Source organism: Planotetraspora mira (genome assembly GCF_016863275.1).
In the GTDB taxonomy this organism is placed as follows: Bacteria; Actinomycetota; Actinomycetes; order Streptosporangiales; family Streptosporangiaceae; genus Planotetraspora; species Planotetraspora mira.
Map to the genome: position 1 here is coordinate 196,494 of NZ_BOOO01000004.1, position 25,538 is coordinate 222,031.

Annotated in this window: 25 protein-coding genes, 1 pseudogene and 1 riboswitch; of the genes and pseudogenes, 15 read left to right on the forward strand and 11 right to left on the reverse strand. The window is 69.5% G+C overall.

What is annotated here, in order from left to right:
• The first annotated feature begins 32 nt into the window (after positions 1 to 32).
• Both Pmi06nite_RS04430 and Pmi06nite_RS04435 read left to right on the forward strand, forming a co-directional pair.
• Entirely contained in the window at positions 33 to 995 is a 963-nt protein-coding gene (locus tag Pmi06nite_RS04430; protein WP_203951522.1) for an ATP-binding cassette domain-containing protein, read from the forward strand.
• Between the two features lie 124 nt (positions 996 to 1,119).
• Positions 1,120 to 1,932 (forward strand): ABC transporter permease, encoded by an 813-nt coding sequence (locus tag Pmi06nite_RS04435; RefSeq protein ID WP_203951523.1) that lies wholly within the window; start codon positions 1,120 to 1,122, stop codon positions 1,930 to 1,932.
• Positions 1,933 to 1,949: 17 nt separating this feature from the next.
• Here the strand turns inward: Pmi06nite_RS04435 and Pmi06nite_RS04440 are convergent, their stop codons facing one another.
• Complete coding sequence (locus Pmi06nite_RS04440) at positions 1,950 to 5,225, reverse strand: AfsR/SARP family transcriptional regulator (protein ID WP_203951524.1); 3,276 nt, start codon at positions 5,223 to 5,225, stop codon at positions 1,950 to 1,952.
• A 188-nt stretch (positions 5,226 to 5,413) separates the two neighbouring features.
• Here Pmi06nite_RS04440 and Pmi06nite_RS04445 point away from each other — a divergent pair, with 188 nt between their 5' ends.
• The 5 genes from Pmi06nite_RS04445 (at position 5,414) to Pmi06nite_RS04465 (ending at position 12,058) form a co-directional block, all read left to right on the forward strand.
• Entirely contained in the window at positions 5,414 to 5,956 is a 543-nt protein-coding gene (locus Pmi06nite_RS04445) for a YbhB/YbcL family Raf kinase inhibitor-like protein (protein ID WP_203951525.1), read from the forward strand.
• 183 nt (positions 5,957 to 6,139) lie between these two features.
• The gene (locus Pmi06nite_RS04450) at positions 6,140 to 8,086 is read left to right on the forward strand and encodes a hypothetical protein (RefSeq protein ID WP_203951526.1); all 1,947 of its coding nucleotides are present in this window, start codon (positions 6,140 to 6,142) and stop codon (positions 8,084 to 8,086) included.
• A 52-nt stretch (positions 8,087 to 8,138) separates the two neighbouring features.
• A complete protein-coding gene (locus Pmi06nite_RS04455) occupies positions 8,139 to 10,400 on the forward strand; it encodes a SulP family inorganic anion transporter (RefSeq protein ID WP_203951527.1) in 2,262 nt (753 codons plus the stop codon).
• Between the two features lie 85 nt (positions 10,401 to 10,485).
• The gene (locus Pmi06nite_RS04460; RefSeq protein WP_203951528.1) at positions 10,486 to 11,502 is read left to right on the forward strand and encodes an NAD-dependent epimerase/dehydratase family protein; all 1,017 of its coding nucleotides are present in this window, start codon (positions 10,486 to 10,488) and stop codon (positions 11,500 to 11,502) included.
• Positions 11,503 to 11,527: 25 nt separating this feature from the next.
• A complete protein-coding gene (locus tag Pmi06nite_RS04465; protein WP_203951529.1) occupies positions 11,528 to 12,058 on the forward strand; it encodes a type II toxin-antitoxin system PemK/MazF family toxin in 531 nt (176 codons plus the stop codon).
• Positions 12,059 to 12,064: 6 nt separating this feature from the next.
• Here Pmi06nite_RS04465 and Pmi06nite_RS04470 read toward each other — a convergent pair whose 3' ends face one another.
• The gene (locus Pmi06nite_RS04470) at positions 12,065 to 12,790 is read right to left on the reverse strand and encodes a TetR/AcrR family transcriptional regulator (protein ID WP_203951530.1); all 726 of its coding nucleotides are present in this window, start codon (positions 12,788 to 12,790) and stop codon (positions 12,065 to 12,067) included.
• 172 nt (positions 12,791 to 12,962) lie between these two features.
• On the opposite strand from Pmi06nite_RS04470, the gene atpB reads away from it, so the two are divergent.
• The gene (atpB, locus tag Pmi06nite_RS04475; protein WP_239113637.1) at positions 12,963 to 13,754 is read left to right on the forward strand and encodes a F0F1 ATP synthase subunit A; all 792 of its coding nucleotides are present in this window, start codon (positions 12,963 to 12,965) and stop codon (positions 13,752 to 13,754) included.
• A gap of 20 nt (positions 13,755 to 13,774) precedes the next feature.
• On the opposite strand, the gene Pmi06nite_RS04480 is transcribed toward atpB, so the two are convergent.
• Positions 13,775 to 15,295, reverse strand: coding sequence for an MDR family MFS transporter (locus tag Pmi06nite_RS04480; protein WP_239113638.1), 1,521 nt, complete (start codon positions 15,293 to 15,295; stop codon positions 13,775 to 13,777).
• Positions 15,296 to 15,498: 203 nt separating this feature from the next.
• A complete protein-coding gene (locus Pmi06nite_RS04485) occupies positions 15,499 to 16,146 on the reverse strand; it encodes an FMN-dependent NADH-azoreductase (RefSeq protein ID WP_203951533.1) in 648 nt (215 codons plus the stop codon).
• 84 nt (positions 16,147 to 16,230) lie between these two features.
• On the opposite strand from Pmi06nite_RS04485, the gene Pmi06nite_RS04490 reads away from it, so the two are divergent.
• Positions 16,231 to 16,698 (forward strand): MarR family winged helix-turn-helix transcriptional regulator, encoded by a 468-nt coding sequence (locus Pmi06nite_RS04490; RefSeq protein ID WP_203951534.1) that lies wholly within the window; start codon positions 16,231 to 16,233, stop codon positions 16,696 to 16,698.
• 75 nt (positions 16,699 to 16,773) lie between these two features.
• Here Pmi06nite_RS04490 and Pmi06nite_RS04495 read toward each other — a convergent pair whose 3' ends face one another.
• Positions 16,774 to 17,250 (reverse strand): HIT family protein, encoded by a 477-nt coding sequence (locus tag Pmi06nite_RS04495; RefSeq protein WP_203951535.1) that lies wholly within the window; start codon positions 17,248 to 17,250, stop codon positions 16,774 to 16,776.
• A gap of 37 nt (positions 17,251 to 17,287) precedes the next feature.
• Positions 17,288 to 17,375, forward strand: a riboswitch (ZMP/ZTP riboswitch).
• 19 nt (positions 17,376 to 17,394) lie between these two features.
• Between Pmi06nite_RS04495 and Pmi06nite_RS04500 the strand changes: the two genes are divergently transcribed.
• Positions 17,395 to 18,318, forward strand: coding sequence for a bifunctional 5,10-methylenetetrahydrofolate dehydrogenase/5,10-methenyltetrahydrofolate cyclohydrolase (locus Pmi06nite_RS04500; protein WP_203951536.1), 924 nt, complete (start codon positions 17,395 to 17,397; stop codon positions 18,316 to 18,318).
• Here Pmi06nite_RS04500 and Pmi06nite_RS04505 read toward each other — a convergent pair.
• Positions 18,296 to 18,865: a TetR/AcrR family transcriptional regulator gene (locus tag Pmi06nite_RS04505; protein WP_203951537.1), complete on the reverse strand. Its 570-nt coding sequence runs from the start codon at positions 18,863 to 18,865 to the stop codon at positions 18,296 to 18,298. The genes Pmi06nite_RS04500 and Pmi06nite_RS04505 overlap by 23 nt on opposite strands.
• Positions 18,866 to 18,939: 74 nt before the next feature.
• Between Pmi06nite_RS04505 and Pmi06nite_RS04510 the strand changes: the two genes are divergently transcribed.
• Positions 18,940 to 19,437, forward strand: coding sequence for an FBP domain-containing protein (locus Pmi06nite_RS04510; protein WP_203951538.1), 498 nt, complete (start codon positions 18,940 to 18,942; stop codon positions 19,435 to 19,437).
• Positions 19,438 to 19,518: 81 nt separating this feature from the next.
• A complete protein-coding gene (locus Pmi06nite_RS04515; RefSeq protein WP_203951539.1) occupies positions 19,519 to 19,983 on the forward strand; it encodes a hypothetical protein in 465 nt (154 codons plus the stop codon).
• Between the two features lie 166 nt (positions 19,984 to 20,149).
• On the opposite strand, the gene Pmi06nite_RS04520 is transcribed toward Pmi06nite_RS04515, so the two are convergent.
• The 4 genes and pseudogenes from Pmi06nite_RS04520 to Pmi06nite_RS42930 form a co-directional block, all read right to left on the reverse strand.
• On the reverse strand, positions 20,150 to 20,614 hold the full coding sequence (locus Pmi06nite_RS04520; RefSeq protein ID WP_203951540.1) for a hypothetical protein: 465 nt from the start codon (positions 20,612 to 20,614) through the stop codon (positions 20,150 to 20,152).
• Between the two features lie 392 nt (positions 20,615 to 21,006).
• Positions 21,007 to 21,417 (reverse strand): SgcJ/EcaC family oxidoreductase, encoded by a 411-nt coding sequence (locus Pmi06nite_RS04525; RefSeq protein ID WP_203951541.1) that lies wholly within the window; start codon positions 21,415 to 21,417, stop codon positions 21,007 to 21,009.
• A gap of 196 nt (positions 21,418 to 21,613) precedes the next feature.
• Complete coding sequence (locus tag Pmi06nite_RS42525) at positions 21,614 to 21,823, reverse strand: class I SAM-dependent methyltransferase (protein WP_203951837.1); 210 nt, start codon at positions 21,821 to 21,823, stop codon at positions 21,614 to 21,616.
• A gap of 31 nt (positions 21,824 to 21,854) precedes the next feature.
• A pseudogene (locus Pmi06nite_RS42930) lies at positions 21,855 to 22,067 on the reverse strand (class I SAM-dependent methyltransferase); the annotation flags it as partial.
• A 251-nt stretch (positions 22,068 to 22,318) separates the two neighbouring features.
• Between Pmi06nite_RS42930 and Pmi06nite_RS04535 the strand changes: the two are divergent.
• On the forward strand, positions 22,319 to 23,077 hold the full coding sequence (locus Pmi06nite_RS04535; RefSeq protein ID WP_203951542.1) for a class I SAM-dependent methyltransferase: 759 nt from the start codon (positions 22,319 to 22,321) through the stop codon (positions 23,075 to 23,077).
• A gap of 152 nt (positions 23,078 to 23,229) precedes the next feature.
• Here Pmi06nite_RS04535 and Pmi06nite_RS04540 read toward each other — a convergent pair whose 3' ends face one another.
• A complete protein-coding gene (locus tag Pmi06nite_RS04540) occupies positions 23,230 to 23,499 on the reverse strand; it encodes a hypothetical protein (protein ID WP_203951543.1) in 270 nt (89 codons plus the stop codon).
• A gap of 339 nt (positions 23,500 to 23,838) precedes the next feature.
• On the opposite strand from Pmi06nite_RS04540, the gene Pmi06nite_RS04545 reads away from it, so the two are divergent.
• The gene (locus Pmi06nite_RS04545; RefSeq protein WP_203951544.1) at positions 23,839 to 24,285 is read left to right on the forward strand and encodes a universal stress protein; all 447 of its coding nucleotides are present in this window, start codon (positions 23,839 to 23,841) and stop codon (positions 24,283 to 24,285) included.
• Positions 24,286 to 24,912: 627 nt separating this feature from the next.
• Entirely contained in the window at positions 24,913 to 25,536 is a 624-nt protein-coding gene (locus Pmi06nite_RS04550; RefSeq protein ID WP_203951545.1) for a dihydrofolate reductase family protein, read from the forward strand.
• Positions 25,537 to 25,538 lie beyond the last annotated feature (2 nt).

A 25,538-nucleotide genomic window follows, 5' to 3' on the forward strand; every position in this document is an offset into this window, starting at 1 on the left:
TGATGGTGTCCACGACGAGGGAGAAGAAATCCATGAGATACGCGATCCAGGCACAGGGCCTGGCCAAGCACTACGGCGAGACCCGGGCGCTCGACGGAGTCGATCTCGAGGTGCCCCAGGGACGGCTGCTCGGAGTGCTGGGGCCCAACGGCGCGGGGAAGACCACCGCCGTCCGCATTCTCGCCACCCTGCTGCGGCCGGACGGGGGCCGGGCGCAGGTGGGCGGGTTCGACGTCGTGAAGCAGGCGCATCAGGTGCGGTCACTGATCGGCCTGACAGGTCAGTACGCCGCGGTCGACGAGACGCTGACCGGCGTGGAGAACCTCGTGATGATCGGCCGGCTGCTCGACATGACGCGGGCCGACGCCCGGCGGCGCGCCGCCGAACTGCTCGAGCGCTTCGACCTGACCGACGCCGGAGGCCGCGCGACGAAGACCTACTCGGGCGGCATGCGCCGGCGCCTCGACCTGGCGGCCAGCCTGATCGGCCGCCCGCAGGTGCTGTTCCTCGACGAGCCGACGACGGGGCTCGACCCGCGCAGCCGCACCGAGTTGTGGGGCGTCGTGCGCGGGCTCCAGAGCGACGGCGTGACCGTGCTGCTGACGACGCAGTATCTCGAGGAGGCCGACCAACTGGCCGACGACATCGTCGTGTTCGACCACGGGAAGGTCATCGCCGCAGGCACGTCCGACGAGCTCAAGGCGACGACCGGCGGCCAGGTGCTGGAGGTCCGCCCGGCGGAGACCGCCCATCTCGACCTGGTGGCGCGCGTGGTGGGCGACATCCTCGACCTCGCGCCCACCGTGTCCGGCGGCATGGTCAGGGCCGGTGTGCGCGACCCCGCCGTCGTCCCCGCGATCGTCCGGCGCCTCGACGACCTCGGCGTGATCGCGGCCGAGCTGTCCCTGCGCAAGTCGAGTCTCGACGAGGTCTTCCTCGCTCTCACCGGCCACGCGGCCGAGGAGAAGGCGCAACCCGCGGAGGTCGCGGCATGACCCGCACGACCACGACCCGAAGGGTCCCCGAACGGCCGGCACCGGCACGACCGGCCACGACACCGACGGCCCTGGACCCGGCCGCTCGTCCGAGCCCCCGCGACAGCCACCACGAGGAGACATCATGACCGCGATCGCCCAGACCGCGACGGGCGCCGTCGCCGCTCCGAGGATCAGCCCCTCGGCCACGCTCCGCCACACCATGACGCTGTCGTGGAGAAGCCTGGTCCAGATCAAGCACAATCCGATGGAGCTGCTCGACCTGAGCGTCCAGCCCGTCATGTTCCTGCTGCTGTTCACCTATGTCTTCGGCGGGGCGATCGCGGGGTCGACCGGCGACTACCTGCAGTTCGCGCTGCCCGGCCTGGTCGCGCAGAACATGCTGTTCGCGAGCATGACCACGGCGGTCGGGCTGAACACCGACATCACGAAGGGCGTCTTCGACCGGTTGCGAAGCCTGCCGATCGCCCGTTCGGCGCCGCTGGCGGGACGGATCGTGGCCGACACCCTCAAGCAGGTGTGGGCGTTCGCCCTCTTCCTGGGGCTGGGCCTGGTCCTCGGGTTCCGCGTCCACACGGGCCTGCTCGGCGTCGCCGGTGCGCTCGCGGTGCTGCTGGCCTTCGCGCTGGCCATGTCCTGGGTGGCGGTCCTGGTCGGCCTCAGGGCGTCCGACCAGGAGAAGGTCCAGATCCTGATGTTCTCCCTGATGATGCCGATCACCTTCACCAGCAACGCCTTCGTGCGGACCGACACGATGCCCTCCTGGCTACAGAAGTGGGTCGAGGTCAACCCGGTCAGCCACCTGTCGGACGCGGTCCGGGGGCTGCTCAGCGGTGGTCCCGTCGCCTCGCACGCCGGAATCTCGCTGCTCTGGGCGGTCGGCATCGCGGTGGTGTTCGCGCCGCTGTCGATCCGGGCCTTCCGCAACCGCGTCTGATGACGGCGGCGCCGGTGCTAGCCCGCGAAGGCCACGGCCTGTTCCCTGGTCATCGCCCGGCCGCGCTCGTAATGCCGGGAGAACTCCTCCCGGCCGAGCGCGGCCGTGGCCGCCTCCGTGGCCCGGAGATGGTCGTAGCCGACGACGTCCACGATTCCGCGTACGGCGGTCGCCCCGCCGAGGAGCACCGCCGCCCGCTCGTGATCACCTTCGAGAGCGGCGAGACCGGCGTACGCCACGATCACATGGGCCACCACCGGCCCGTCCTGCGACTCCACCGCGAGGGCCAGCGCCTCGCCATGGAGGCGGCGGGCCCTTCCGAGGTCGCCCTCCTGCGCGGCCAGCATGCCGAGCGACGAGCTCAGCGTGGCGTGCAACTGCCGGGCCGACGACAACTCGGGCCCGCCCAGCAACCGCAGCGCCTCGTGGTAACACTCGCGGGCGGCGTCGAAGTCGCCCCTCTCCCGCGCGAAGTCGCCGCGGACGTGCTCGACACCGGCCTTCCCCATGGGGTCGGCGTTGTCGACGCAGATGCGCATGGCCTCCTCCAGCACCGAGTCGGCGCCCGCCCGGTCACCGGCGATGTTGAGGACGATCGCCAGACGGGTCCGCATGTACGGCGTGTCCTCCACGGCGCCGACCTCGTCGACGAGTGCGATGGCCTCCCGCAGGATCTCGATGGCCTCGCCGGTGCCGCGCATCGTGCCCGCCTCCGCCAGCGACGCGAGGGCGTTGCCCGTCCCCCATCTGTCGCCGACCTCCCTGAACCGGTCGAGCGAGGCCCGCAGGTGGCTCTCCCCCTCGGCGACACGGCCCGTGTTGAAATACACGTTCCCGCGGAACATGTACGCGGCGGCGGCCACCCACGGGTCCGGATGACCGAACAGGTCCTCCAGATGAGCGTTGGCCTCGAAGTCCGAGCCGAGCAGAAGCGCCAGGATCGGCGCGGCCATCGCCACCACCGGATGCGGCGGGCCCGAGACCTGGTTGTCCCGCATGAGCTGAATGGCCGTCTGCAGACTCTCCCGCGCCCTGTCCCACTGCAGGTCCGCGGCGGCCCAGGTGAGGCCGAGCACCGCGTGGGCGAGCGCGACCTTCACCGGGTCGCCCCCGGGGCCGCCGCCCTCCGCCAAGCGGATGGCCTCCTCTGCGCGCTGCGCGCCCTCCCGCCGGTGCCCCACCAGCCACCAGTACCAGCCGAGGTGGCCGACGAGCGTCAGCGCGATGTCGGTCTCGCCCTGGTCCGTGGCCCAGAGCAGGGCCGACGACAGGTTGTCGTGTTCGGCCCACAGCCGGGGGAGCCACTCGACCTGCTCGGCCCGGCGCAGGTGCGGATCGGCGGTCTCGGCCATCTGGGCGAAGAAGCGGGCGTGGGCCAGCCGGATCTCGCGTTCGTCGCCCATCTCCGCCAGCCGGTCGCCCGCGTAGGCGCGGACCGTCTCCAGCATGCTGTAGCGCCCGCCGTCGAACACCACCAGTGACTTGTCGACAAGACGGCCGAGCACGTCGAGGTCGCCGCGGCACACCTCTTCTGTGCTCTCCAGCGTCCCGCCGCCCGCGAAGACGGACAGCCGCGCCGCGAGCGTGCGCTCCTCCTCGTCGAGCAGGTCCCAGCTCCACTCGACGACCGCGCGCAGGGTCTGGTGGCGCGGCATGGCCGTACGGCTGCCGCTGGTCAGCAGGCGGAAACGGTCGCCGAGCCGGTCGGCTATCTGCTCCGCGGACAACGTCCGCAGCCGGGCTGCCGCCAGTTCGATGGCCAGGGGCATGCCGTCGAGCCCGCTGCAGATGCGCTCGACCGCGAGCCTGTCATCCCGTGCCCGGTAACCGGGCCGCGCCGCCGCCGCACGGTCGGCGAACAGCCGTACGGCGTGGTCGAGGCCGAGCGGCTGGACCGGCCAGAGCACCTCCCCGGTGATGCCGAGCGGCTCGCGGCTCGTGACCAGGATCCGGACGCCGGGGCAGTCGGCGAGCAGCCGGTCGGCCAGCGTGGCCGCGGCGCCCACGAGGTGCTCGCAGTTGTCCAGCACGATCAGCTGCGCGCGTCCCGACAGCGCCGTGACCAGGCGGCCGGTCGCGTCGGCGTCGGCGGACGGGCCTGCCGCCGGTCGGACGGACACGAGCCCCATGTCCCGGAGGCCGAGCGCCGCCAGCACGGCGTGCGGGACCTGGGCCGGGTCGAGCACGGACGCCAGTTCCACGAGCCACGCGCCGTCCGGGACGGAGGACGCGAACGCCTCGGCCGACTCGACGGCCAGCCTGGTCTTCCCCGCGCCGCCGGGGCCGAGGAGGGTGACGAGACGGTTGCGGGCCAGCGACTCCCCCACCTGCTCGACGTCGCCCTCCCTCCCGACGAAGCTGGTCAAGCGGGCGCGCAGGTTCCCCTTCCGCACCGGCGGCGACCGTACGACGAGCGGCTGAGCCGGCGTCCGCGCGGGCGGCTGGGCCGACGGCCGGGCAGGCACGGGGCGCGCACCGTCACCGCGCAGGACGGAGTCACCATGCAGGACGGAGTCGCCGCTTGGGACGGAGTCGCCGCTTGGGACGGAGTCGCCGCGCAGGATGGACAGGTGCAGCTCCGCCAGCGCGGGCGAGGGGTCGGCGCCGAGCCGGTCCGCGAAAGTGGCGCGCGCGTCCTCATAGGCGGCGAGCGCCTCCACCTGCCGGCCGGAACCGTAGAGGGCGCGCATCAGCAGCCCGCGCAGCCGCTCCCGCAACGGGTGGACGGCGACGAGCCGCGACAGTTCGGATACGACGTCCGGGCGTGGTCCCAGCCTGAGCTCCGCGTCGATCCTGTCCTCGGTCGCGGCGATCCTGATCTCCTCGAGCCGGGCCACCTCGACCGCACCCGCGGGCAGGTCGGTGAGCGGGGCGCCGCGCCACAGACCGAGAGCCTCCGTGAGCGCCCGTACGGCCAGGCCGGGATCGCCCGTCTCCAGGGCGCGGCCTCCCTCGCGGGCCAGCCGGGTGAAGCGGTGGAGGTCGACCTGATCGGGCGCGACCAGGAGGCGATAGCCGGACGGATCGGCCACCACGAGTGCGCGGTCGATCGTCGCCCGGAGCCGGGAGACCAGCGCCTGGAGCGCGTTGCCCACACCGTTCGGCGGATGGTCGTCCCACACGCCGGCGACCAGGGCGTCGGTGGGGACGGTGCGACCGGTGTCGAGGAGCAGGAGCGTCAGCAGCGCGCGCAGCCGCTGGCCGCCTATCTCGATCAGGCGGCCGTCGTCGCGCACCTCGAGAGGTCCGAGGACGGCGAAGCTCACACCGGTTTCCACCGTCACCCCCTGCATGCCTTGATTGTCGCCGAAAACGACCCTTCCCCGCGCGGTCAGTACCCTCATTCGGGACCGGATGGTTGAAGTGGGACGAATCGAAGGACGGGACACAGCAGGTGAGAGCGGTACGCCCAGCGGGACAGCGGCACGGATCAGCCCGATTCGGTCGGTGCACCATCCCGATCCGCGTAGCATCATCGGGCATGGGGTCGCCGACGAAGTCCATGGGCGCACGGTGTGCCGTCATCATCACGGCGGTAACGCTCGCGGCGTCGGGCTGCGGGATCCTGGGCGGCGGATCGCCCAGGAACCTCGACGTGATCAGTGTGTCGAGCCCGCGCTTCCGTGACGGGGCGCCCCTGCCGCACGGCTATTCCTGCAGCGGCGGGCTGGGCAATCCTCCCCTCCGCTGGTCGGGGACGTCGGGTGCCAAGTCCGTCGCCATAGTGGTCGACGACAACAGTGCGAGGAGCAGCGCGGTGAACTGGGTGGTGTTCAACATCGACCCGAACACCACCGAGCTGGCCGAGAACGGCGTCCCGAGAGGCGCGAGGCAGGGCCAGGCGTCGAACGGCAAAGTCGGCTATACGCCTCCGTGCCAGACCGAGGGCCGTTACCGTTTCACTGTTTACGCCCTCGACACGAAGCTCGATCTCAAGCAGGGCGCGCCCCTGGCCGAGACGCTGGAGCACATCGCTGATCACACCATCGCTCGCGGTCGCCTCACGGCGGCCAACATCGAGTGACATGCTGAACGCCGGAGGTAGTCGTGCTACACCAATCTTCGCCTAGGGTGTGACAACGGTCATTGTGGTCAAGCAGAATCGGATCCAATTGCTGAGCGCAGGTGGTCAAAGGGGGCAGGTCGCGTCGATGGCCGCGCGATCTCACCGGCGTCGCTGGCAGGCCATGGCCTTGAAGGTGGTGCTATGACCGCGGTCATTATGGGCCTCGTCGCCGTCGTGCTCTTGGTGCTCGTCGTCGTGGCTCTGGGCATGCGCTCGATGAACCGCAGGGAGAGCGCTCTTTCTTCCGAGCGGTTAAAAGCGATGGCCGAGAACAAGGGGCCCAAGCCCCGCCGTCCCGCCGAGGAGACGTTCTTCGAGAGTTTTCCCCAGGGTTTCGACGCCTTCGAAGACCCCTCCGAGAAGGAGAAGGCCGCGCCCAAGCAGCGGCCCGCCGGCGGCCGTCCCGCGGCCAAGCCCGGAGGCCGGCAGGCGACGCGTCCCACGCAGCGCAGCGCGGGTAAGCAGCCCGCCGCTCCACGTGGCCGCCGCGGCGTCGACGAATGGGGCGAGTCCGACGACTACGACGACGAGTACTGGAGCCGCGTGCGCGCCGACGACGGCGGCTTCAGCGGGCCCGGTGCCCGGATGGCCACTCCCCGTCCTGTGGGCCGGCCCTCGGGCGCGCCGTCCGGCGACATGCCGCCGAACACGCAGCCGGCGGCCAAGCCCCGCGCGGCCGACCCCGACGCCGCGACCGTTCAGGCTCCGCTTCCGCAACGTGCCGGTTCCGACCGCCCGAGCAGCCGCAAGTCCTCACGGGTGACCCCGGCGTCGGCCGCCGCCGACCAGAAGACCGTGGCGTTCTCCGCGCCGACTCCCGACGTCCTGGGCGCTCTCGGAACACCCGCACCCGTCCGTCCGTCCGCGGACCCGTTCGACGTGAGTCCCGCCACAGGGGCCTTCGACGTGATCCCGGCCGCCGGGGCGTTCGACGCGAGCCCGGCGACCGGATCGTTCGACGCGAGCCCCGCCACGGGGTCGTTCGACGCGAGCCCGGCGACCGGCATGTTCAGCCCGCCCCCGACAAGCGACTCCTTCACCCCTCCGCCCCGCCCGGCCGGCTCGGCCGCGGCCCGGTCCCCCAGGTCCGGCAGGTCCTCGCGGTCCGCCCGCCGTGCCGCGGCGGGTCCGGCCGACACCGGAGCCGGCCGCGCGAGCGGGTCGTTCGAGGCCCCCTTGGGCACCGGTCCGCTGGACGGCGGCTTCGACGCGACGCCGTCGACGGCCCCCGCGCCCGGGTTGTACACCACCGGCACGGGCCCGTTCGACGCGGTGCTTCCCATGGCCGGGACGCCCGGGGCCCCTCCCGCCGATCCGCTGACGCCGTCCACGCCGCCCGCTCCCGGCACGGGGTCGTTCGACAGCTGGACGGCCTACGACGCGCCGCGCAGCACCGAGTCCTACGACCTGCCCCCCGGCTCCACCGGCCTGTTCACGACCGCGGACACGGGGCCTTCCTACACGGTGCCGCCGACCATGCCGCCGGCCGCACCGCCCGTCACCCCGATCCCCTCCTCCCCGACTCCCCCCGCCCCGGGCGAGAACTCCTGGCCGCCCGCCGCCTCGCCCGGCCCGGGCACCTCGCCGTCCTGGTCGGGTGTCCGTGACATCCTCGACGACCCGGAGCCGCCCGCACGTGGCGGCACGACCTGGCCGGGCGTCGAGACCTACCAGCCGCCGGCCGCCCCGCCGCCGAGTTACCCCTCGTACTCGAACGACCCGGGATACACCGCGGGCCCCCCGTCCTCCTCCTATGAGGTGAGCGCGGGGTGGGCCACGATCGACGACGCCGACTCCGCGGCCGGGCCCACGGGCGCCCACACGGGCCCGGCTCGTACGGTGTCACCGTACGAGTCGGCGGGTTACGACGTCCCCTCAGGACAGAGCCCCTACGCCTACGACCAGCAACAGGGCCAGGCCAACGGCAACGGCAACGGCCAGCAGTCGTGGCCGGAGCAGCAGAACACGGGCGGCAGCTGGCCGTCCTACGACGAGCTCTACGGGAACGCCCCGCAGTCGACGAGCGCGCGCAGGGGCAACCACCGTCAGCCGGAAGATGAGCCTGACTATCCCGACTATTACCGGTGATTTTCCGCCGGCTTGCCTGAGGGGCGGGCGGCCCCTGTCATAGGGTCGCCCCATGACACAGAGTAGTCAGGCGAGTCGCCAGCGTTACTGGAGGTCGGTACTCCAGCACGATGTGCCGGCTTCTCTCGTGGTGTTCCTCGTGGCGGTGCCCCTGTCCATGGGCATCGCCGTAGCCTCCGGAGCACCGATCGCGGCGGGCCTGGTGGCCGCCGTCGTGGGCGGCGTGGTCGCCGGCGCGCTGGGCGGATCGGTCGTCCAGGTCAGCGGCCCGGCGGCCGGGCTGTCGCTCGTCGTCGCCGAGCTCGTCCACACGTACGGCTGGCGCGCCACCTGCATGATCACGCTCCTCGCCGGGCTGCTCCAACTCCTCCTCGGCGCGTTCCGGGTGGCGAAGGCGGCGCTGGGCGTCTCCCCCGCGGTCGTCCACGGCATGCTCGCCGGAGTGGGCGTGGTGATCGCGCTCTCGCAGCTCCACATCGTGCTGGGCGGCAAGCCCCAGACTTCCGCGCTCGGGAACATCCTGGAGCTGCCGTCGCAGATCGTGAACAACCACAGCCACGCCGTCATGGTCGGCATCCTGACGATCGGGGTCCTGGTCGTCTGGGCACGGGTGCCCCGGCTCCGCATGGTGCCCGCACCCCTGGCGGCGCTGGTCATCGCCGCGATGACGGCGGCCGTGCTCGGCTGGGACCTGACGCGGGTCGACCTGTCCGGAGGCTTCTCCTCGCTGGAATCCCCGCTGCTGCCGCAGGGCGACTGGCACGCCATCGCGGGGGCGGTCCTGCTCGTCGCCCTCCTCGCCGGAGTGGAGTCGCTCCTCACCTGCGTGGCCTCGAACCGGCAACACGACGGTCCGCGCGCCGACCTCGACAGGGAGCTCGCGGCGCAGGGCGTCGCCAACGTGGTGTCGGGCGCGCTCGGCGGCCTGCCGGTGTCCGGAGTGGTCGTGCGCACCACGACCAACGTCAGGGCCGGGGCACGCAGCCGCTGGTCGACCGTGCTCCACGGCCTGTGGGTGCTCCTGTTCACCGCCGCCTTCGCCTGGATGATCGCGCTCATCCCCCTCGAGGCCCTGGCGGCGCTGCTGCTGTTCATCGGCGTCCAGATGGTCAACCTCGGGCATGCCCGCAACCTGCGGGGGCACCGCGAGATGCCCATCTACTTCGTGACGATGACCGGCGTCGTGGTCATCGGCCTCGCGGAGGGTGTCGCGCTCGGCCTCGGCCTGGCCGCGCTGCTCGCCCTGCGCCGCCTCGCCTGGATCTCCGTGGTGGTGCGGCAGGCGGGCGACCGCTGGCGGCTCGTCGTCACCGGGTCTCTCACCTTCCTCGGCGTGCCCCGCCTGACCGAGTCCCTGGCGGCCATCCCGCCGGGCACGGCGGTGGAGCTCGACCTGAACCTCGACTTCATGGACCACGCCGCCTTCGAAACCCTCCACGCCTGGCGGCTGGAGCACGAGCGCGGCGGCGGCACGATCGACATCGACGAGATGCACGGCGAGTGGTACGCCGCGGCCGTCAGCGGCGCACGCATGCTGCCGGCCAGGACCCCGCCCAAGCACGAGCGCTTCTGGCTGCCCTGGGCCTACCGCCGGCGCGTCGTCGATTCCGCGCGCCAAAGCGACGGCCTGTGCGCCTACGACGAGATGTGCGAGACCGGACCCGGCCACGGACCTGACGACGAGCAGGCCACACCGGACCTGCTGGAGGGGACGCGGGAGTTCCACCGCAGGACCGCGCCGCTCGTCCGGCCGCTCCTGCACCGGATGGCCCGCAAGCAGACTCCCTCTCACCTGTTCATCACGTGCGCCGACTCGCGGGTCGTGCCCAACATCATCACCGCGAGCGGCCCGGGCGACCTGTTCACGGTGCGCAACATCGGCAACCTCGTGCCACGAGCCTCGAACACGCCGCCCGACGACTCGGTCTCAGCGGCCGTCGAGTACGCCCTGAAGGTGCTCGAGGTGCAGACGATCACGGTGTGCGGCCACTCGGGATGCGGTGCGATGTCCGCCCTCCTCGGCGAGGCGCCCGACCTGCCCGCGCTGCGCAACTGGCTGCGACACGGCCGGCAGAGCCTGGCCCGGTTCGTGGCGTTCCCCGAGGAGGACGCCGACGCCGGCCCGCTCGACCGGCTGTGCCGGGTGAACGTGATCCAGCAGTTGGACAACCTGGAGAGCCACCCTCTCGTGGAGAACCTCGTGCGCGCGGGGAAGCTGGAGCTCACGGGGCTCTACTTCGACATCGCCGCCGCCCGCGTTCACGTGCTCGATCGGGAGCGCTTCTCGGCGGTTCCGGAGTTGCGCCGCGGCTGAGCCGTCCGTCCGCTGTGAGCGGAGACCGTCCGCTGATCGTGAAACCACGACGACAAGGCCGCTCGGCATCGCTGAGGATGGGCGCATGAGAGTTCTGATCATCGGCGGTTCGGTGTTCCTGGGCCGCGCGATCGTGGCGGAGGCGCTGTCCCAGGGCCACGAGGTCACGACGTTCAATCGGGGCGTGAGCGGACCCGGCCTGCCGGGCGTGCACGCCGTACACGGCGACAGGGAGGTCCCCGCGGACCTCGACCGGCTGGCCGGCGGGGGTGAGTGGGACGTCGCCATCGACGTCTGCGGCTACACGCCCGCGTCCGTCCGCGACGCGGTACAGCGGCTCTCCGGGCGCGTCGGCCACTACACGTTCATCTCCAGCATCTCGGCCTATCCGGACTTCCCGGGCAAGCCCGCGGTGGACGAGACCTTCCCGCGGCATGAGTGCCCGCCCGACGCCGACGCGGACTTCGGCGAGTACGGCGTGCTGAAGGCGGGCTGCGAACGGGCGGTCGAGGAGTACTTCGACGGGCCTTCGCTCATCGTCAACCCCGGCCTGATCATCGGGCCGTACGAGAACGTGGGCCGCCTGCCGTGGTGGCTCACGCGGATCTCCAAGGGCGGCCGGGTGCTCGCACCGGGAGATCCCGACCTGCCGATCCAGCTCATCGACGCCAGGGACATCGCCGCCTTCACCGTCGACCAGGCGGTGAAGGGCACCACGGGGCGGTTCCTCACCGGCGGCGTCCCCGCGAACGCGACCTTCGGCAGTTGGCTGGCCGACTGTGTGGAGGTCACCGGCTCCGACGCCGAACTGGTGTGGGCCGACGACCGGTTCCTGCTCGACCACGAGGTGGCGCAGTGGACCGAGCTCCCCCTGTGGCTGGCCGAGGGCCCGGAGACCCCGGGCGGCTGGACGCACTCGTCGGCGAAGGCCCTGGCCGCGGGGCTGACCTGCCGTCCGGTCTCCGAAACCGTCGCGGACACCTGGGCCTGGTTGAAGAACGTCCCCGAAGGGGAGCGCAGCTTCGGCAACCGGATGTTGCGGCACGGCATCGCCCCGGAGAAGGAGGCCCGTATCCTGGCCGACTGGGACGCGCGCCCCTGATCTTCAGCGTCGTAGGCTTGCCGGCATGAACTGGTGGATCGCGGGTGTGGTCGTGCTCGCAGGAGTCGGTTTCGCGGTCGCGTGGCGCTTACGCGGCCCGGCCGCGAAGACGACGGCCGGGCGCCCGGCCGGTGCTCGGGCGTCCAGGCGTCCGGCGCCGAGGCAGCCGTCCCGGCGGCCTGCTGCCCGGCCGCGCGCCCGTCGCCCGCTCAGCCGGCCGGCCCGGACAGGCCCGCGGCCTGGTGAGATCTGGTGGGCGGACGTCCCGTTCGAGGACGGCCCCGGATCCAAGGTCCGGCCGTGCGTGGTTCTGCGGACCCACCGCGACGGCGCCGAGGTGCTGAAGATCACCAGCCAGGACCGGCGGCACCGTCACGATCACGTCGAGATCCCCACGCGGACCTGGGATCACGACGCCGACCACAACAGCTTCCTCGATCTCACCGGTCCGCTCCGGGTGAAGGCCGCCTCCTTCGACAACAGGGCCGGCACGCTCGACGCCGCCATCTGGGGCAAGGTATGCGAGCTGTACCGGCTTCCGGCCGGAAGGGGCTGAGCGGGCTCAGGCACCGGCCTCCGGGAGGCGCGCCGCGATGCCGTCGAGCAGGCGCTCGAGCCCATAGGCGAACCGGTCCCCCACGTCGACGTAGTCCCGGCCGCCCTCCGTCAGCATCCTCGCGACCATGGGGTATCGGCCGCTCGCGACGACGGACTGCAGGTAGGGGCCCTGCAGGGTCATCCACTCCATCAGGTCGAGGCCCGTACGGCGCAACGCCTCGGCCTCGGCCAACTCGCTCTCCACGAATCCGTTGACGTAGGCGAAGACCGTGCCGATGACCGTCAGCATCTCGTTGAAGCTCAGACCGAGACCGTCGACCATGCGCAGTGCCGTGTCGAGCATCCGCACCCGGTTGGGGCTCGGCTGCTGCCGGGTGCCCGACAACGGGGCGATCCACGGGTGGCGGAGCATGACCTGCCGGACCCGGTCGGCGAGCCCGCGCAGGTCGGCCCGCCAGTCACCGGACAGCACGAGGTCCGGCGGGATGTAGTCCGCCACGACGGCGTCGATCATCAGCTCGATGACGTCGTCCTTGCCCGAGACGTACCGGTAGAGGGACATCGTCCCCGCCCCGATCTCGGTCGCGAGACGGCGCATGGAGATCGCGGCGAGCCCCTCCGAGTCGGCCACCTGGATGGCCGACTCCGTCAGCCTGACGCGGCTGAACGTCGGCCGCGGCCCCCGGGCAGGGTGCTCCGGCCTCATCCAGAGGTTCTCGTGACTCGTCATCCTCACCGTCTCTCGCTGTGTCCGGACTGAACTGCTACCACATGTCGACGACCCGATGCGATGTCAACGATCCCTCCCGCCCAGATATTGCGTACGCCGTATCCAGTAAGTAATCTCGGCCACAGAAACCGAGTACGCCGTACTCGGTATGACGCCTTGCGGGGGGACGCCGGTGAACGTGTCACTTGCCGCCGTGGACGAGTTCGAGGCGCCGGGACTCGGCATCTTCGATTTCCCGCCGCTCTGGGACGGCGCGCCGTACTGGCTGAACAAGCCCGTCGTCATGGCCGGGGTCGGCGTGGTTCTGGTGTGCGCGCTCGCGTGGGGCGCCTTCGCCCGCCCGAAACTGGTGCCGCGCGGTCTGCAGAACGCCGGCGAGTACACCTACGAGTTCGTGCGCGACCAGATAGCGCGACCCTTCCTGGGCAAGGACGCCGAACGCTGGATGCCGTTGTTGCTGAGCATGTTCGCGCTGATCCTGCTGTGGAACTTCATGGGCGTCGTCCCCGGCATTCAGTTCCCGGTGAACTCGCACATCGAGTTTCCTGTGATCTTCGCTCTGGTGGTCTACGTGCTGAAGATCTATCTGGGCATCAGGCACCAGGGCCTCGGCGGCTATTTCAAGAACATGATGTTCCCGCCCGGCCTGCCGAAGCCCCTCGCCATCGCGCTGTTCGCCCCGCTCGAACTGCTCTACAACTTCGTCACCGCGCCGTTCACCCATGCCGTACGGCTGTTCGCCAACATGTTCGCGGGGCATCTGCTGCTGGCGTTCTTCAGCGCGGTCGGCTTCTGGTTCCTGATCGCGCACCCGACGGTTCCGGGCGTGTCGATCGGCATTCTGAGCGTGGCGATGGCCGTCGCGATGACGGCCCTGGAGATCTTCATCCAGTTCCTCCAGGCGTTCCTGTTCACCATGCTCGCCGCCATGTTCATCGGCGGCTCGCTGCACCCGGAGCACTAGCCTCTCCCGGCGGGACGTCGTCAGTCGAAGCTGAGTTGCTCGGTGCGGCGGGGCATCAGCAGGAGCGCGCCCACGCTGAGCACGGCCACCACGACGAGTGCGAGGAACGTGTGGTGTGCCGCGTCGTAGAGCGACCGGCGGACGAAGATCCCGAGGGCCGACTCCCGGACCGCCGATCCCTGCCCTCCGAGCACCAGGCTGGTGGCGTCGACGCTCTTCGGCAGGTGGCCGGCGACACCGGCCGGAGGGTGGGCGAAACGGTCGGCCAGCGTCGCGTTGGAGATGGCGCCCAGGACGGCCGCGCCCACCGCGCTGCCGATGGATCGGCAGAACATGTTGGTCGCGGTGACCACTCCGCGCCGTTCCCAGCCGACGACCGACTGAACGGCGACGACGGTCGGGCTGGACGACAGGCCGAGGCCGGCGCCGACGACGAAGCACGCCGCGGCGACCTGCCACACCATGGCGTCCTGGGCGAGCAGCGCGCACAGGACGGCGCCGACGACGATCAGCAGACTGCCGATCAGCGCGGTGTCCCGGAAGCCGATGCGCATGTAGACACGTCCCGACAGGGCGGCGGCGATGGGCCACCCGATGGTCAGCGCGGCCAGTGCGAATCCGGCCATCAGCGCTCCGGTGCCGAGGACGCCCTCCACGTAGGTCGGGACGTACGAACTCAGCCCGATCAGGAGCGCGCCGACGCCGAGCGCGACGAGGTTGCCGCCCGCGAGCGTGCGGTTGCGGAAGACCCACAGGGGCAGGACGGGTTCGGCCGCGCGCCGTTCGACCAGGACGAAGGCGGCCAGCATGACCGCGCCCGCGACGAAGATGAGGACGCTCGGGACCGAGCCCCAGCCCCACGCCACTCCCCCTTCGAGCAGGCCGAGGATGAGCAGGGAGGAGCCGGCCGTGAGCAGGGCCGCCCCGGTGTAGTCGATGCGATGCGAGCCCGGTGTGACGTTCTCCTTGAAGCGCCGGGCGATCATCCAGATCGCGACGGCGCCGAGAGGCAGGTTGATGAAGAAGATCCACCGCCAGGAGACGTACTCGGAGAAGACGCCGCCCAGGGTGGGGCCGAGCACCGAGGCGATGCCCCAGACGCTGGCGACGTAGCCCTGGACGCGCGCCCGCTCCTCGACGGTGTAGAGGTCGCCGATCATCGTCATGCTGATCGGCTGGACCGCACCGGCGCCGATGCCCTGGATCGCGCGGAAGACGATGAGTGCGGGCATGCTCCAGGCGAACCCGCACAACACCGACCCGACGAGGAAGGCGGTGATGCCGAGGAGGATCACCGGCTTACGTCCCGCGATGTCGGCGAACTTGCCGTACAGCGGGACCGTCACCGCCTGCGTCAGCAGATAGATCGAGAAGAGCCAGGGGAACTGGGAGAAGCCGCCGAGATCGCTGACGATGGACGGCACCGCGGTCGCGATGATCGTGCTGTCCAGTGCCACCAGGCCGGTGGAGAGCATGACGGCGGCGAGCACCGGACCACGCTCCGACCGGAGACCGACGCCCTTCGAGATCGTTGTTGCCACGTGGGGGAATTCTCCTTGCGGGTCGAGCACGAAACCACGATGGGACTCGCCCGCCGGGAGGCGCACCAGTCCCATCAACCGGCAACCGCGGCCCCACCCTTTCTCATTCCCGCACCCGGTCAGGTTCTCCGACCGCCGGTGAAACCGTCGGTGACGTCGAACGCCGCGCGATCGCCCTTGAAGGGGCGAGACGGGCGCACGCCTCAGGCCAGTGCGGGCGCCGGGGACCAGAGACCGTCGATCTCCTGCTCCGCCGCGGCGAGGCTCTTGGCGGCCAGCGGGATCAGTTCGGCCATGGCGGGCGTGACCTCAGCGAGCGTGAGTTCGGCTGCGATGAACCGCGGTTCCAGACCCGTGGCCGACAGACCGTGGGGAAGCCACGACTCGGCGTGGTCCCACCCTTCCCGGGGCGCGCCCGTGCTGTAGCCGCCACCCCGGCTGGCGACCACGACGAAGTCGCGCCCACCGAGCAGACCGGCCCTGGTCTCGGGGTCGAACGACAGCCCGGGCGCGATGAGGTGGTCGACCCAGGCCTTGACGCTGCTCGGCGCTCCGTAGTTGTAGAGCGGGAGCCCCAGCACGACCGCGTCGGCTTCCTTCACCTCGTTGACCAGGCGTTCGGTCAGCGCCCAGGACGCCGCCTGGGCGACGGTGTGCTGATCCCGCGGCACCAACCGGGCCATGCCGCCGGCCACGTCAAGGTGCGGCAGGGGTTCGCCGCCCAGGTCGCGGTAGGTGACGGTGCCACCGGGGTGTGCGGTCCGCCAGACGGCGGCAGCCCGGGCACTGAGCTTGCGACTGACGGATCGATCGCCCTGGATGCTCGCGTCGATGTGCAGCAGATGAGCCATTTCAATGACCTCTCATCGATAGTTTGTGTTGCATCAATGATTAGCGGCCCATGGGTAAAACGTCAACTCGTCTAGACTTGGCTCATGACCTCGCTGCCCGTCGCCAACCAGCCGGTGCATCGGTCAGGCGCGCTGCTCGACCACCTCGCTCGCCGTGTGCGCCTGCGCTCTGAGACGGTGCTCGCGCCCCTCGGTCTTCGGCCTCGCCACCTCATCGCCCTCACCGTGCTGCGCGAAAGCGCGGGCAGCACGCAGCAGGCGCTCGCCGCCACGCTGGAGATGGACGGGACGAACATCGTCGGGCTTCTGAACGACCTCGAAGCCGAGAATCTGGTCGCGAGACGACGCTCGCCCGAGGACCGCCGCCGCCACGTCGTCGAACTCACGGACGCCGGTGCGAAGCGACTCGCCAAGGCCGAGTTCGCGCTCGCCGCGGTCGAGGACGAAGTGCTCGGAGCACTCAGCGAAGCCCAGCGTGAATCGCTCTACTGCCTGCTCCAGAAGGCGCTCGCCGGCAGCGACGCAAGCTGCACGACCGCCCTCGACGATTAGCGCCGGGCTTCGACCCTCTCGGGGAGGCGCCGGGTCACCGGTGTTCGGCTCAAGCGACTCCGGCACAGAGCATGGTCACGATGCCGCGAGCCTCTTCAACTCCACGGCCAGTTCCAGTCGAAGATCATCATGTTCGGCGCCGAGTGCGTGCACCTGGTCGCGCCAGCGCTCTGGCGGGTAGAGCCACACGGGCCTCCTGACGAGCTCCTCCGGCTCCCACGCGTAGCGAGGCCAGACATGAGTATGAAGGTACGGATCGGTGTTGCCGAGGATCTCCAGATTGATCCGGAGAAACCGGGAGTCCCGCCGACCGCACACGCGCTCGACCGCCTCGGCCAGACGCTCCATGTCCGTCAAGAACGCCATCCGGCGCTGAACCGGCAGGTCCGACAACCGGGTGATGGCGGGATCGTCGATGAGAAGCACGCAGTATCCGGGCAAGAACTGCACGTCCCCGATTACCGCGAACCCCGCCTCCATGCGTGTCAGCACGGTGGGGTTCTCGCCCCTCAACGCAGCCGCGATCCGGTCCGCTCGCCAGTCGGCGCTCATGGAGCGACCATAGCGCCCGACATCGAACACTACAGTTGATCCGGGTCGTGACTGGCGCTGAGGTGGAGCACCACCGGGGAGCGGCCCGGCGACCCCCGTCGATGCCGTGCGCCTGGGCGAATCACGAACGCCTGGGAGAAGCACATGCCTCAAACGCGGACCGCCCGTCTCATGGACGGCGCCGGCCTTGCCCGCCACGTCCTCGATCACACCGCGGCCATGTCGTCGGCCATCGCGCATCGGACCGGTAAGGCCCCGTGCCTGGCGACCGTACTCGTGGGAGAGGACCCCGCTTCGGCGACCTATGTCCGCATGAAGCGCGCTCGATGCGAAACGGTCGGCATCACCTCTCGGCACCTGCCGCTGCCGGCCACGACCACGACCACGGAACTGGTCGACGCCATCACGTCCCTGTCGGAAGATCCCGCGGTGCACGGCATCCTGCTGCAGCACCCGGTGGGAGACCACATCGACGAACGGGCCGCGTTCGAGGCCATCGCCCCGCACAAGGACGTCGACGGAGTCACGATGCGTTCGTTCGCCGCGATGAGCTTCGGCCTGCCCGGATTCGTTTCCTGCACTCCGGGCGGCATCATGCGCCTTCTGGACGCCTACGACGTCGACCTGGCGGGCAAACACGCGGTCGTGGTCGGCCGAAGCGCGATTCTCGGGAAGCCCGCCGGGATGCTGCTGCTCGCCCGGGACGCGACCGTGACGTACTGCCACTCACGCACGCGCGATCTACGGTCGATCATCCGGGAGGCCGACGTCCTGATCGCCGCCGTTGGCCGCCCCCACTTCATCCTCGGTGAGGACATCAAGGTCGGCGCTGTGGTCGTCGATGCCGGCTACAGCCCGGGCAACATCGGCGATGTGGACTTCGACACCGCCAAGACCCGCGCGAGCCTCATCACACCGGTGCCCGGCGGTGTCGGCCCGATGACCATCGCCATGCTGCTCTCACAGACGGCGGAAGCGGCCGCGCTGCAGATGGGTCTCGTGCCCGCTGAGCTCGTTCCGTCGTCACAGGGTGATGCGGCGGTCATCAAGCCGGCGGCCAGTTTCTGAGGACGGCGTCGAGGGCGTCCAGGGTTCTGGACCACGAGGCGTCCACCTCGCGGGGGGTGTGGCGGAACGCGCCCGCCATCTCCAGGCTCACATACCCGTGGAACATGCCGCCCAGCATCCGGATCGCATCCGTCTGGTCGGGCTCCGCCAGTTCGTATCCGCGCAGTATCGCCCGCGTCATCTCCGCGTGCCGGCCCGCCGCGCTGGTGGCCGCCGTCTCCGGGTCGAGCTCGATCTGCGTCGCGGCGTACCTCCCCGGATGCTCTTTCGCGTAGTCCCTGTAGGTGTTCGCGAAGGCCACCAGCGCGTCCTTGCCCGCGCGGCCGGCCAAGGCGGCGGCGGCCCTGTCGGCGAGCTCCGCCAGGGCCAGCAACGCCACCCTGACCCTCACGTCCTGCACGTCCTTGATGTGTGAGTACAGGGCCGCGGGCTTGACGCCGAAGCTGCGCGCGAGCGCAGAAACGGTCACGTTCTGAAAGCCGATCTCGTCGGCCAGATCCGCCGCCGCCCGGGTCAGGCGTTCCGCGGTCAGTCCCGCGCGTGCCATGGGCCACCCTTCTCGCTTGCTTACAGCCTATAAGTATTTGCCTAATGCTATTAAGCAGACTAGCCTCCCCGCTCATGAGACCAGTCACTGAGCACGACATCCGCACGTCGTTCGTCAACTGTTCCAAGGGAGAGGCCAAGCGTCTCAGCATCCCCAAAGACCTCGAAGACCATCCTTGGAAAGATCTCGACTTCCTCGGATGGCGAGATCCGGGTGCACCCGAACGCGCCTACCTGATCGCCGAACGCGACGACGTCCTCGTTGGAATCGCGCTCCGGGTGGCGTCCGGCGGGTCGCGCCGCTTCACCTCGCGCAGCATGTGCTCGTTGTGCCTGACCACGCACACCAGCGGCGGCGTGGCGCTGATGACCGCGCGCCGAACCGGCGAGGCCGGCCGCCAGGGCAACTCGGTCGGCCATTACCTGTGCATCGACCTCGCCTGCTCCCTCTACACACGAGGGAAGAAGGAGGCCGCAGGGAGCGGAGCCATCGAGGAAACCCTCACCCTGGACGAGAAGGTCGCCCGCACCCGGACCAACCTGCAGTCCTTCCTCGACAAAGTGGTCGCATGAGCGAAAGAGCGGGCGGGCGTGCCCGCCCGCTTTCCAGCTGCCGTCGGGAGCCACGCGATCGAGATGGGTGGGCTCTGATCCGTGAACGGTGAAAACCGTCCCACCACGAGAACGAAGCTCCTGATCGGTGCGGTCGGGCTCGTCGTGGCCGGCGTGCTGCTCGTGCCGGTGACCGCCGCAGTCGTGGACTCCATGCCTGGTTGCGAAACGCAGGCCGATCGCGACACGGAGGCTCTGAGGAGCAGCATCGTGCGATCGGAGCCCATGCTGCTCACGGAGATCACCAGTCATTCGGACTGCGACTCCGGAGGCGACCCTTGGCTGGAGTTCGCCACGCCATATGGCACGTCGGCTGCCACCGTCACGGATCAGTACATGTCGGCGGGGTGGGCGCCGGCATCCTACAGTTCCGCGGAACTGGCCGGACCTGACGAAGAGACCGCAGTGGGCGTCACCAAGACCCTCGGCGGCCGTCGAATACTGATGATCATCACCACCAAGCAAGGGTCGGGCCGGGTCACCGGGCAGATGGCGTTCGACTCATAGCACGTCGACCTGATCAAGATCCGCCCCTTGGCCGAGGCCGGAGTAGAGCGTCTGGAATTGGTTTACAGCGCCGAGTCCCGGGGCGAACCGGCGTCCATCGTGAAGGACCTGCCGCCTGCGTTACAGGCGACTGGTCACGCACCAGATCTCCCGGTTTCCTGGCCAGTTAGGAGGGCTGGAAGACCAGAATGGCCCACCTGGCACCCGGCGGTACCTTCACCTTCACCCGGAATGCCTTCGCCGTCGTGGAGAGCGTCTCGTTGCGGAAACTGTTCGCTCCGTTCGAACACCGCTCCGTCGACCGGGTGCCGTCACTCACCTCGGTCGTGACATCACCCACGGCTCCGACGCAGTCGACGATCACGTGGTAAGAGCGCCGAGCCGTGAACTTCCCGCCCCAGCCGGCCAACTCCGCCTTGTCATCGACGTGGCGAAGAAGAGTCTTCCCATCGGCGAATTCCGTGAGATCGGCCAGTTGCGGCAGCTCAACAGGCACGGCGGCGGTGGTCCGCGCGGCACCGGGAGCGCTTGCCGGCGCTGAGGTTGCCGAGGTTGCCGAATCCCTGGTGCTAGGCGATGAGCAGCCGGTCACGAGTGCCGTAATCGCAACGGCCAGAGCGAATCTGCGCATCCTGCACCTTTCCCCGTGAGGCGAATACCCCCAACTATGGACTGGAACGGCAACCAAGTCGCCGCATGCGCTGGAACGCGTAGCGTCTTTCCCTCTGTTCGCCCTGGACTGATCGAGCCGCGCCGCGTGGGGACAGCCACGGCGGGTGCTCAGCTCGCGGCGGCGCAGCCACAACAGCGGGGCCAGGAAGAACACGTGCCCTCCCGGACCTCGATCACGGCGGTGTATGTCACGTGGGTGTCCACGTGAAGCCCCTATGAAGTCGATCTCCAGTCAAGACCTACTTCTACCAGGGGCTTCACGCTGTTCGACGGCAGGGTCCGAACATCGAGGCCAACGACGTCAGACCCCTGAGCCGCTACATACGGTCACTGTCGGTTACAGGATGGGGTTCACTGTCCAGGCGCCAGCACCGGGCTGTTGTGATAGGCGGCGATCAGCCACTGGCCGTCCCGCTTCTCGAAAACCCAGGTCGCGTTCACCGTACCCGTGTCCGGAACCTCGGTCTCGCCGGCGAACAGGATGCCGGATTCGCTGACGACGATCGCGGCGTCCCTGCCGACGAAGCGGAGGCTGAGCTGCTTGTTGTAGGTCGAGCTGCCCTTGAGTGGCCCCTCGAAGGCCAAGGCCATGTTCTCGCGGATCACGTCACGGCTGTCGCGGAGCGAACCGGTCATGATGGCGGTCGCGTCCGCGGTGTAGTTGGCGACCATGCCGTCGGCGTCGCCGGCCTCCCACGCCTTGTAGGAGTCAACCAGTACGGCCTGGATGGCGGCCTCGTCTTCCACACGGCTGTCTGACATCGGATTCTCCCTTGTGATCGGTTCGCCCGGGGTATTCCGGCGAACTCGTCACTACATACCGCCGGTGGGGTCGGAACTCATCGCGCCGCGGGAAAGAGGTGTTGAGGCGTGCTCGGCAGAGAGACCGCAGCTTCGGCCGAAATCCGACAGATATGCCTCCAGCCTGCATTGACAGGCAGGGCTCAGGTCTGGCCCATCAGGGGCGATCATCGACCAGATCCGGTGACCAGTTGCCGCCCAGGTCGATGGTGACATCAGTGACGCTTCGGGGCGGTGTCGGCATCGTGGCCAGCACCGCTTCCTTGTGCCGTAGCACCGACGGTTGATCGAGTTCGAACGCGCGCGTACCGGCGGGCAGTTGCAGCCGGTAGGGACGTGTGTCCAGGCCAGAGCCGAGTTCGACCAGTTGACCGGTCTGCCCCCGTCAACTCCGCAGCGACAGCGTCGTCGAACCAGCGGGTGCGCAGTGGAAGCAGCACGTCTTCACGCCGGTCACGCTCCTCTTTGCGCCGCAACAACTCCCGGCCGCGCTCGCCTGCGAGGGCGCCCGCCCACAGATCCTGAAACAGGTGGTCGGGGCGAGCCGTCTCGCGGGCGCGCACCGCGGCCGTCCAGTACGCACTTGCCGCGGCAAGGTCGGCGGAGGTCATCGAGCCGCACCTTCCCGGCCGGCGTTGGCACGTCAGCCGTGCTCGGAGTCTTCAACCGGCCGCCGGAATATACGCCGCCTCCGGCCCATCCGCAGGTTTGCCACCGGCTCTCCCATCATCAGCGGTCCAGATCAGGAGTGGGTTACGGCCGAGCCGACCGAGACCGCCGTGCCTCTTGCGGCATGACGCGACGCCGCCTATCGTGCCGATATATCAGCCCGATACATAGTCCGGCTAACGCGGGAGCTGCGATGAGGCGGATCGACTACGACACGGAGCAGTACCAGGACTACGCGCGTGGCCGTGCGCTCACCGAGCAGCAGCTGCAGACATGGATCGGCGCCTTCGGAGCGGTGCTCCCCGAGCGGCGCCCGCTGGCGGGGCTGGACATCGGTTCAGGGACCGGCAGGTTCACTCCCGCGCTGGCGCGAGCGTTCGGGCCGGTCACTGGCGTCGAGCCGTCGGTCCGCATGCGCGAGATAGCGCAGGCGCAGTCCCAGCATCCCGGTGTCCGGTACGTGGCAGGCTCCGCCGAGGACATGCCAGTGCCGTCCGGCAGCGCCGACTACGCTCTCATGTTCTTGTCCTGGCACCACGTCCAGGACAAGCCGCGGGCAGCCCGGGAGCTGGCCAGGGTGCTCAGGCCCGCCGGGCGGCTGCTACTGCGCGCGAATTTCAGCGACCACCACCCCAGGCCGTGGTGGCTGGAGCACTTCCCCCGCGGCTTTGAGGTGGACGCCTCGTTGTTTCAGCCGCTGCACGAGGTCATCGCGATGTTCACGTCGGCCGGCTGGCGCGTCGCCGGCTTCGGCACGGTTACCGAGCCGTCCTCCGGCACCCGCGGTGACATGCTCGAACGGCTGCGCCTGCGCACCCTTTCGTTCTTCGCTCACCTCAGTCCCGACGAACTGGAGACCGGCTTCCGCCGCCTGGAGCAGGCTGTTGCCGCAGATCCCGGCGCACCGGCGCCTGTGTTCTCTGAGGCGCTGCTCACGCTCGAACGGTGCTGATACCGCATCAGGCCACGTTCACGCTGCGGCCCCATGCGGTGAGCACATATTTCTTGATGATGAAGACCTCGGCAGAGGCCCGCCGACATTCGCCAGTGTCCATGGGTGTTGTCGCGGAGTTGAACGCGTAGGAGACCGGCCGAGGCGTCCGATTATGCGCGGTCCACGAACGAGCGCGCCTCCTCTTCACCAAAGCCGGTTTCGCCCCGAACGAGGAGCACAGCCTGCTCGTACCGTCCCTGAGATTTCAGACCGCGAACCTTAGTTGCAAGATCGAAAGAGCCGTGCGAAACGCTGCCGTCGAACGGTCTGCGCGCTCTCGCGGCCCTCCCACTCATGAAGATGACGAAGCCGACCAAAGAGCCGGCTAACGCGAGGACTAAAACAATGATTACGAGCTCAGGCGCACCTATACCGGCCATGCGGCCGATCGTACTGATCTAGATGAGGCGTGCCAATGCCAGCGCTCACCGTCATGCGCGGACTCGCACACTCTTCCCCATCCTGCTCCCTCGTCTGCTGTCGACCCATCGCGTAGCGGCAGCGGGCCGGCGACGGAGGGGCAGGCCCGGCCTCGCGTGCTCCATGTTCCGGTGATCTTCCTCGCGTGCTGGTTGTCCTGCGTGCACGGCCGGGCTTCTGGAGGAGTCGGTCTGGTGGACTCTGCCTGGGTCGCCGGCGGGCGAGCGACGTCCTCGCAGCCGACGCGGCGGGCCCACCCTGAGTGAAGTTGACATCCGGAGCGGCCATAGTGTCGTGCCATGAGCGACTTCGAGGTAGGCGCCGACGGGCCCGGCGTGATCGTCGTCGGGGTCGACGGCTCGGATACCTCGCTCCGCGCTGTCGCCTACGCTTGGGGGCTCGCCCGCCGCCAAGGCTTCAGATTGATCTTCGTGTTGGTCGTCAGCACAAGCACGATGACGCCGCTGCTGCCCGACGCGACCGTGTTGGCCATCCAGGCCGGCGAGGATGTGCTCGCCGACCTGCGCGAGCGGATAGAGAAGGCCGGGTCCGCCTATCAGCCGGTCACGTACAGCTTCAGGTCCGAACGCGGGGACGCCGCATCCGCCCTGATCAGGGTGAGCAACGAGGTCAGGGCCGACGCAGTGGTCGTGGGCGCGTCAACTCAGGCCGCCCACCGCTTCATCGGCTCGGTGGCGATCCGCCTCGTCCGCGCCGGCCGGTGGCCCGTCACCGTCGTACCCTGACGCGACCCCGCCGTGTGTGCTGTGATTTCAGGGCTTGGCGCACGGATGGGCGACACTCAAGCGTTTACGCCGCCTCGTACGCACACTGCGCATTGTGGCCACACTCGGTCCTCGACATATCGGTTCCCGAGACGCTGGACCAGCTCGACTACGGCGGACTGCTGCGGCCCGTGAGTTCCAAGCATGCGGTGCCGGGACGGTGAGTCCTCAAATTTCGGGACATGCCGGCGCGCGGCTGTCGCCAGAGCCGACTTGCCGAAGAGGCTTAACAGCGGACGAGGCGGCCTGTAGGCCGGGTTCTGATCTCGGCGTGTCTCTGACTGCGACTGACCGCCGAAACCGGGCCTGACCTGGGATTTCACGTTCCAGCAGTTGCCAACAGTTTCGGGCATCTACGAGTCAGGGTCTCCGCTGCCCATCTGGTCCAAGAGCTTGTCCGCACTGGGCGCGCATGAGCAGGGGGAGCGCGGTCGCCCGAACCCGTCGCATGGCTGGATCGCTGACGACCGGCGTCTCGGAAAGTTCTTTAAAGAAATCCGGGAGGGGGTGTCGGATCGGGGCGGTGGTGTTCGTAGCAGGGGTGAGGCCGCCCACAAGGGGCGGCGCCAAGGCAGAGGAACCGCGATCATGAAGCTGACGACCGTGACTCAGATCACCATCGATGGCGTGATGCAGGGAAACGGCGGCGCGTCGGACGAGGACCGCAGGAACGGATTCGAGCGCGGCGGGTGGGCCCGGGGGAAGGGTGACAACGAGACCCACGCGTTCATCAACCAGACCTACCAGCGCGCCGACGCGTTCCTGTTCGGCCGGCGGACCTACGAGCTGTTCGCCAGCTCATGGGGGACCTTGACGGTCCAGGATGCCCCTGGCTGGGAGGGCGTCGTGGAAGCGTTGAACACACGGCCCAAGTACGTGGCGTCGACCGCGCTCACCGATCCGGCGTGGTCGGACACGACCGTCCTGTCCGGAGACGTCGCGGCTGCCGTCCGAGAACTGAAGGCCCGGCCGGGGGGTGAGCTGCAGGTGCACGGCAGTGGCATCCTGACCCGGTGGCTGCTGGACAACGATCTGGTCGACGAGATGACTCTGATCACCGTCCCGGTGGTCGTCGGCCAGGGCGCGCGGTTGTTCCCCGACGCGGGCCCGGATCTTGCGCTCGACCTGGTCGAGTCGTGCGTCGACTCCAAGGGCGTGACGATCCAGGTCTACCGGCCGGCCGGGCGCCCGCAGTATGCGCCGACGGCTTGAAG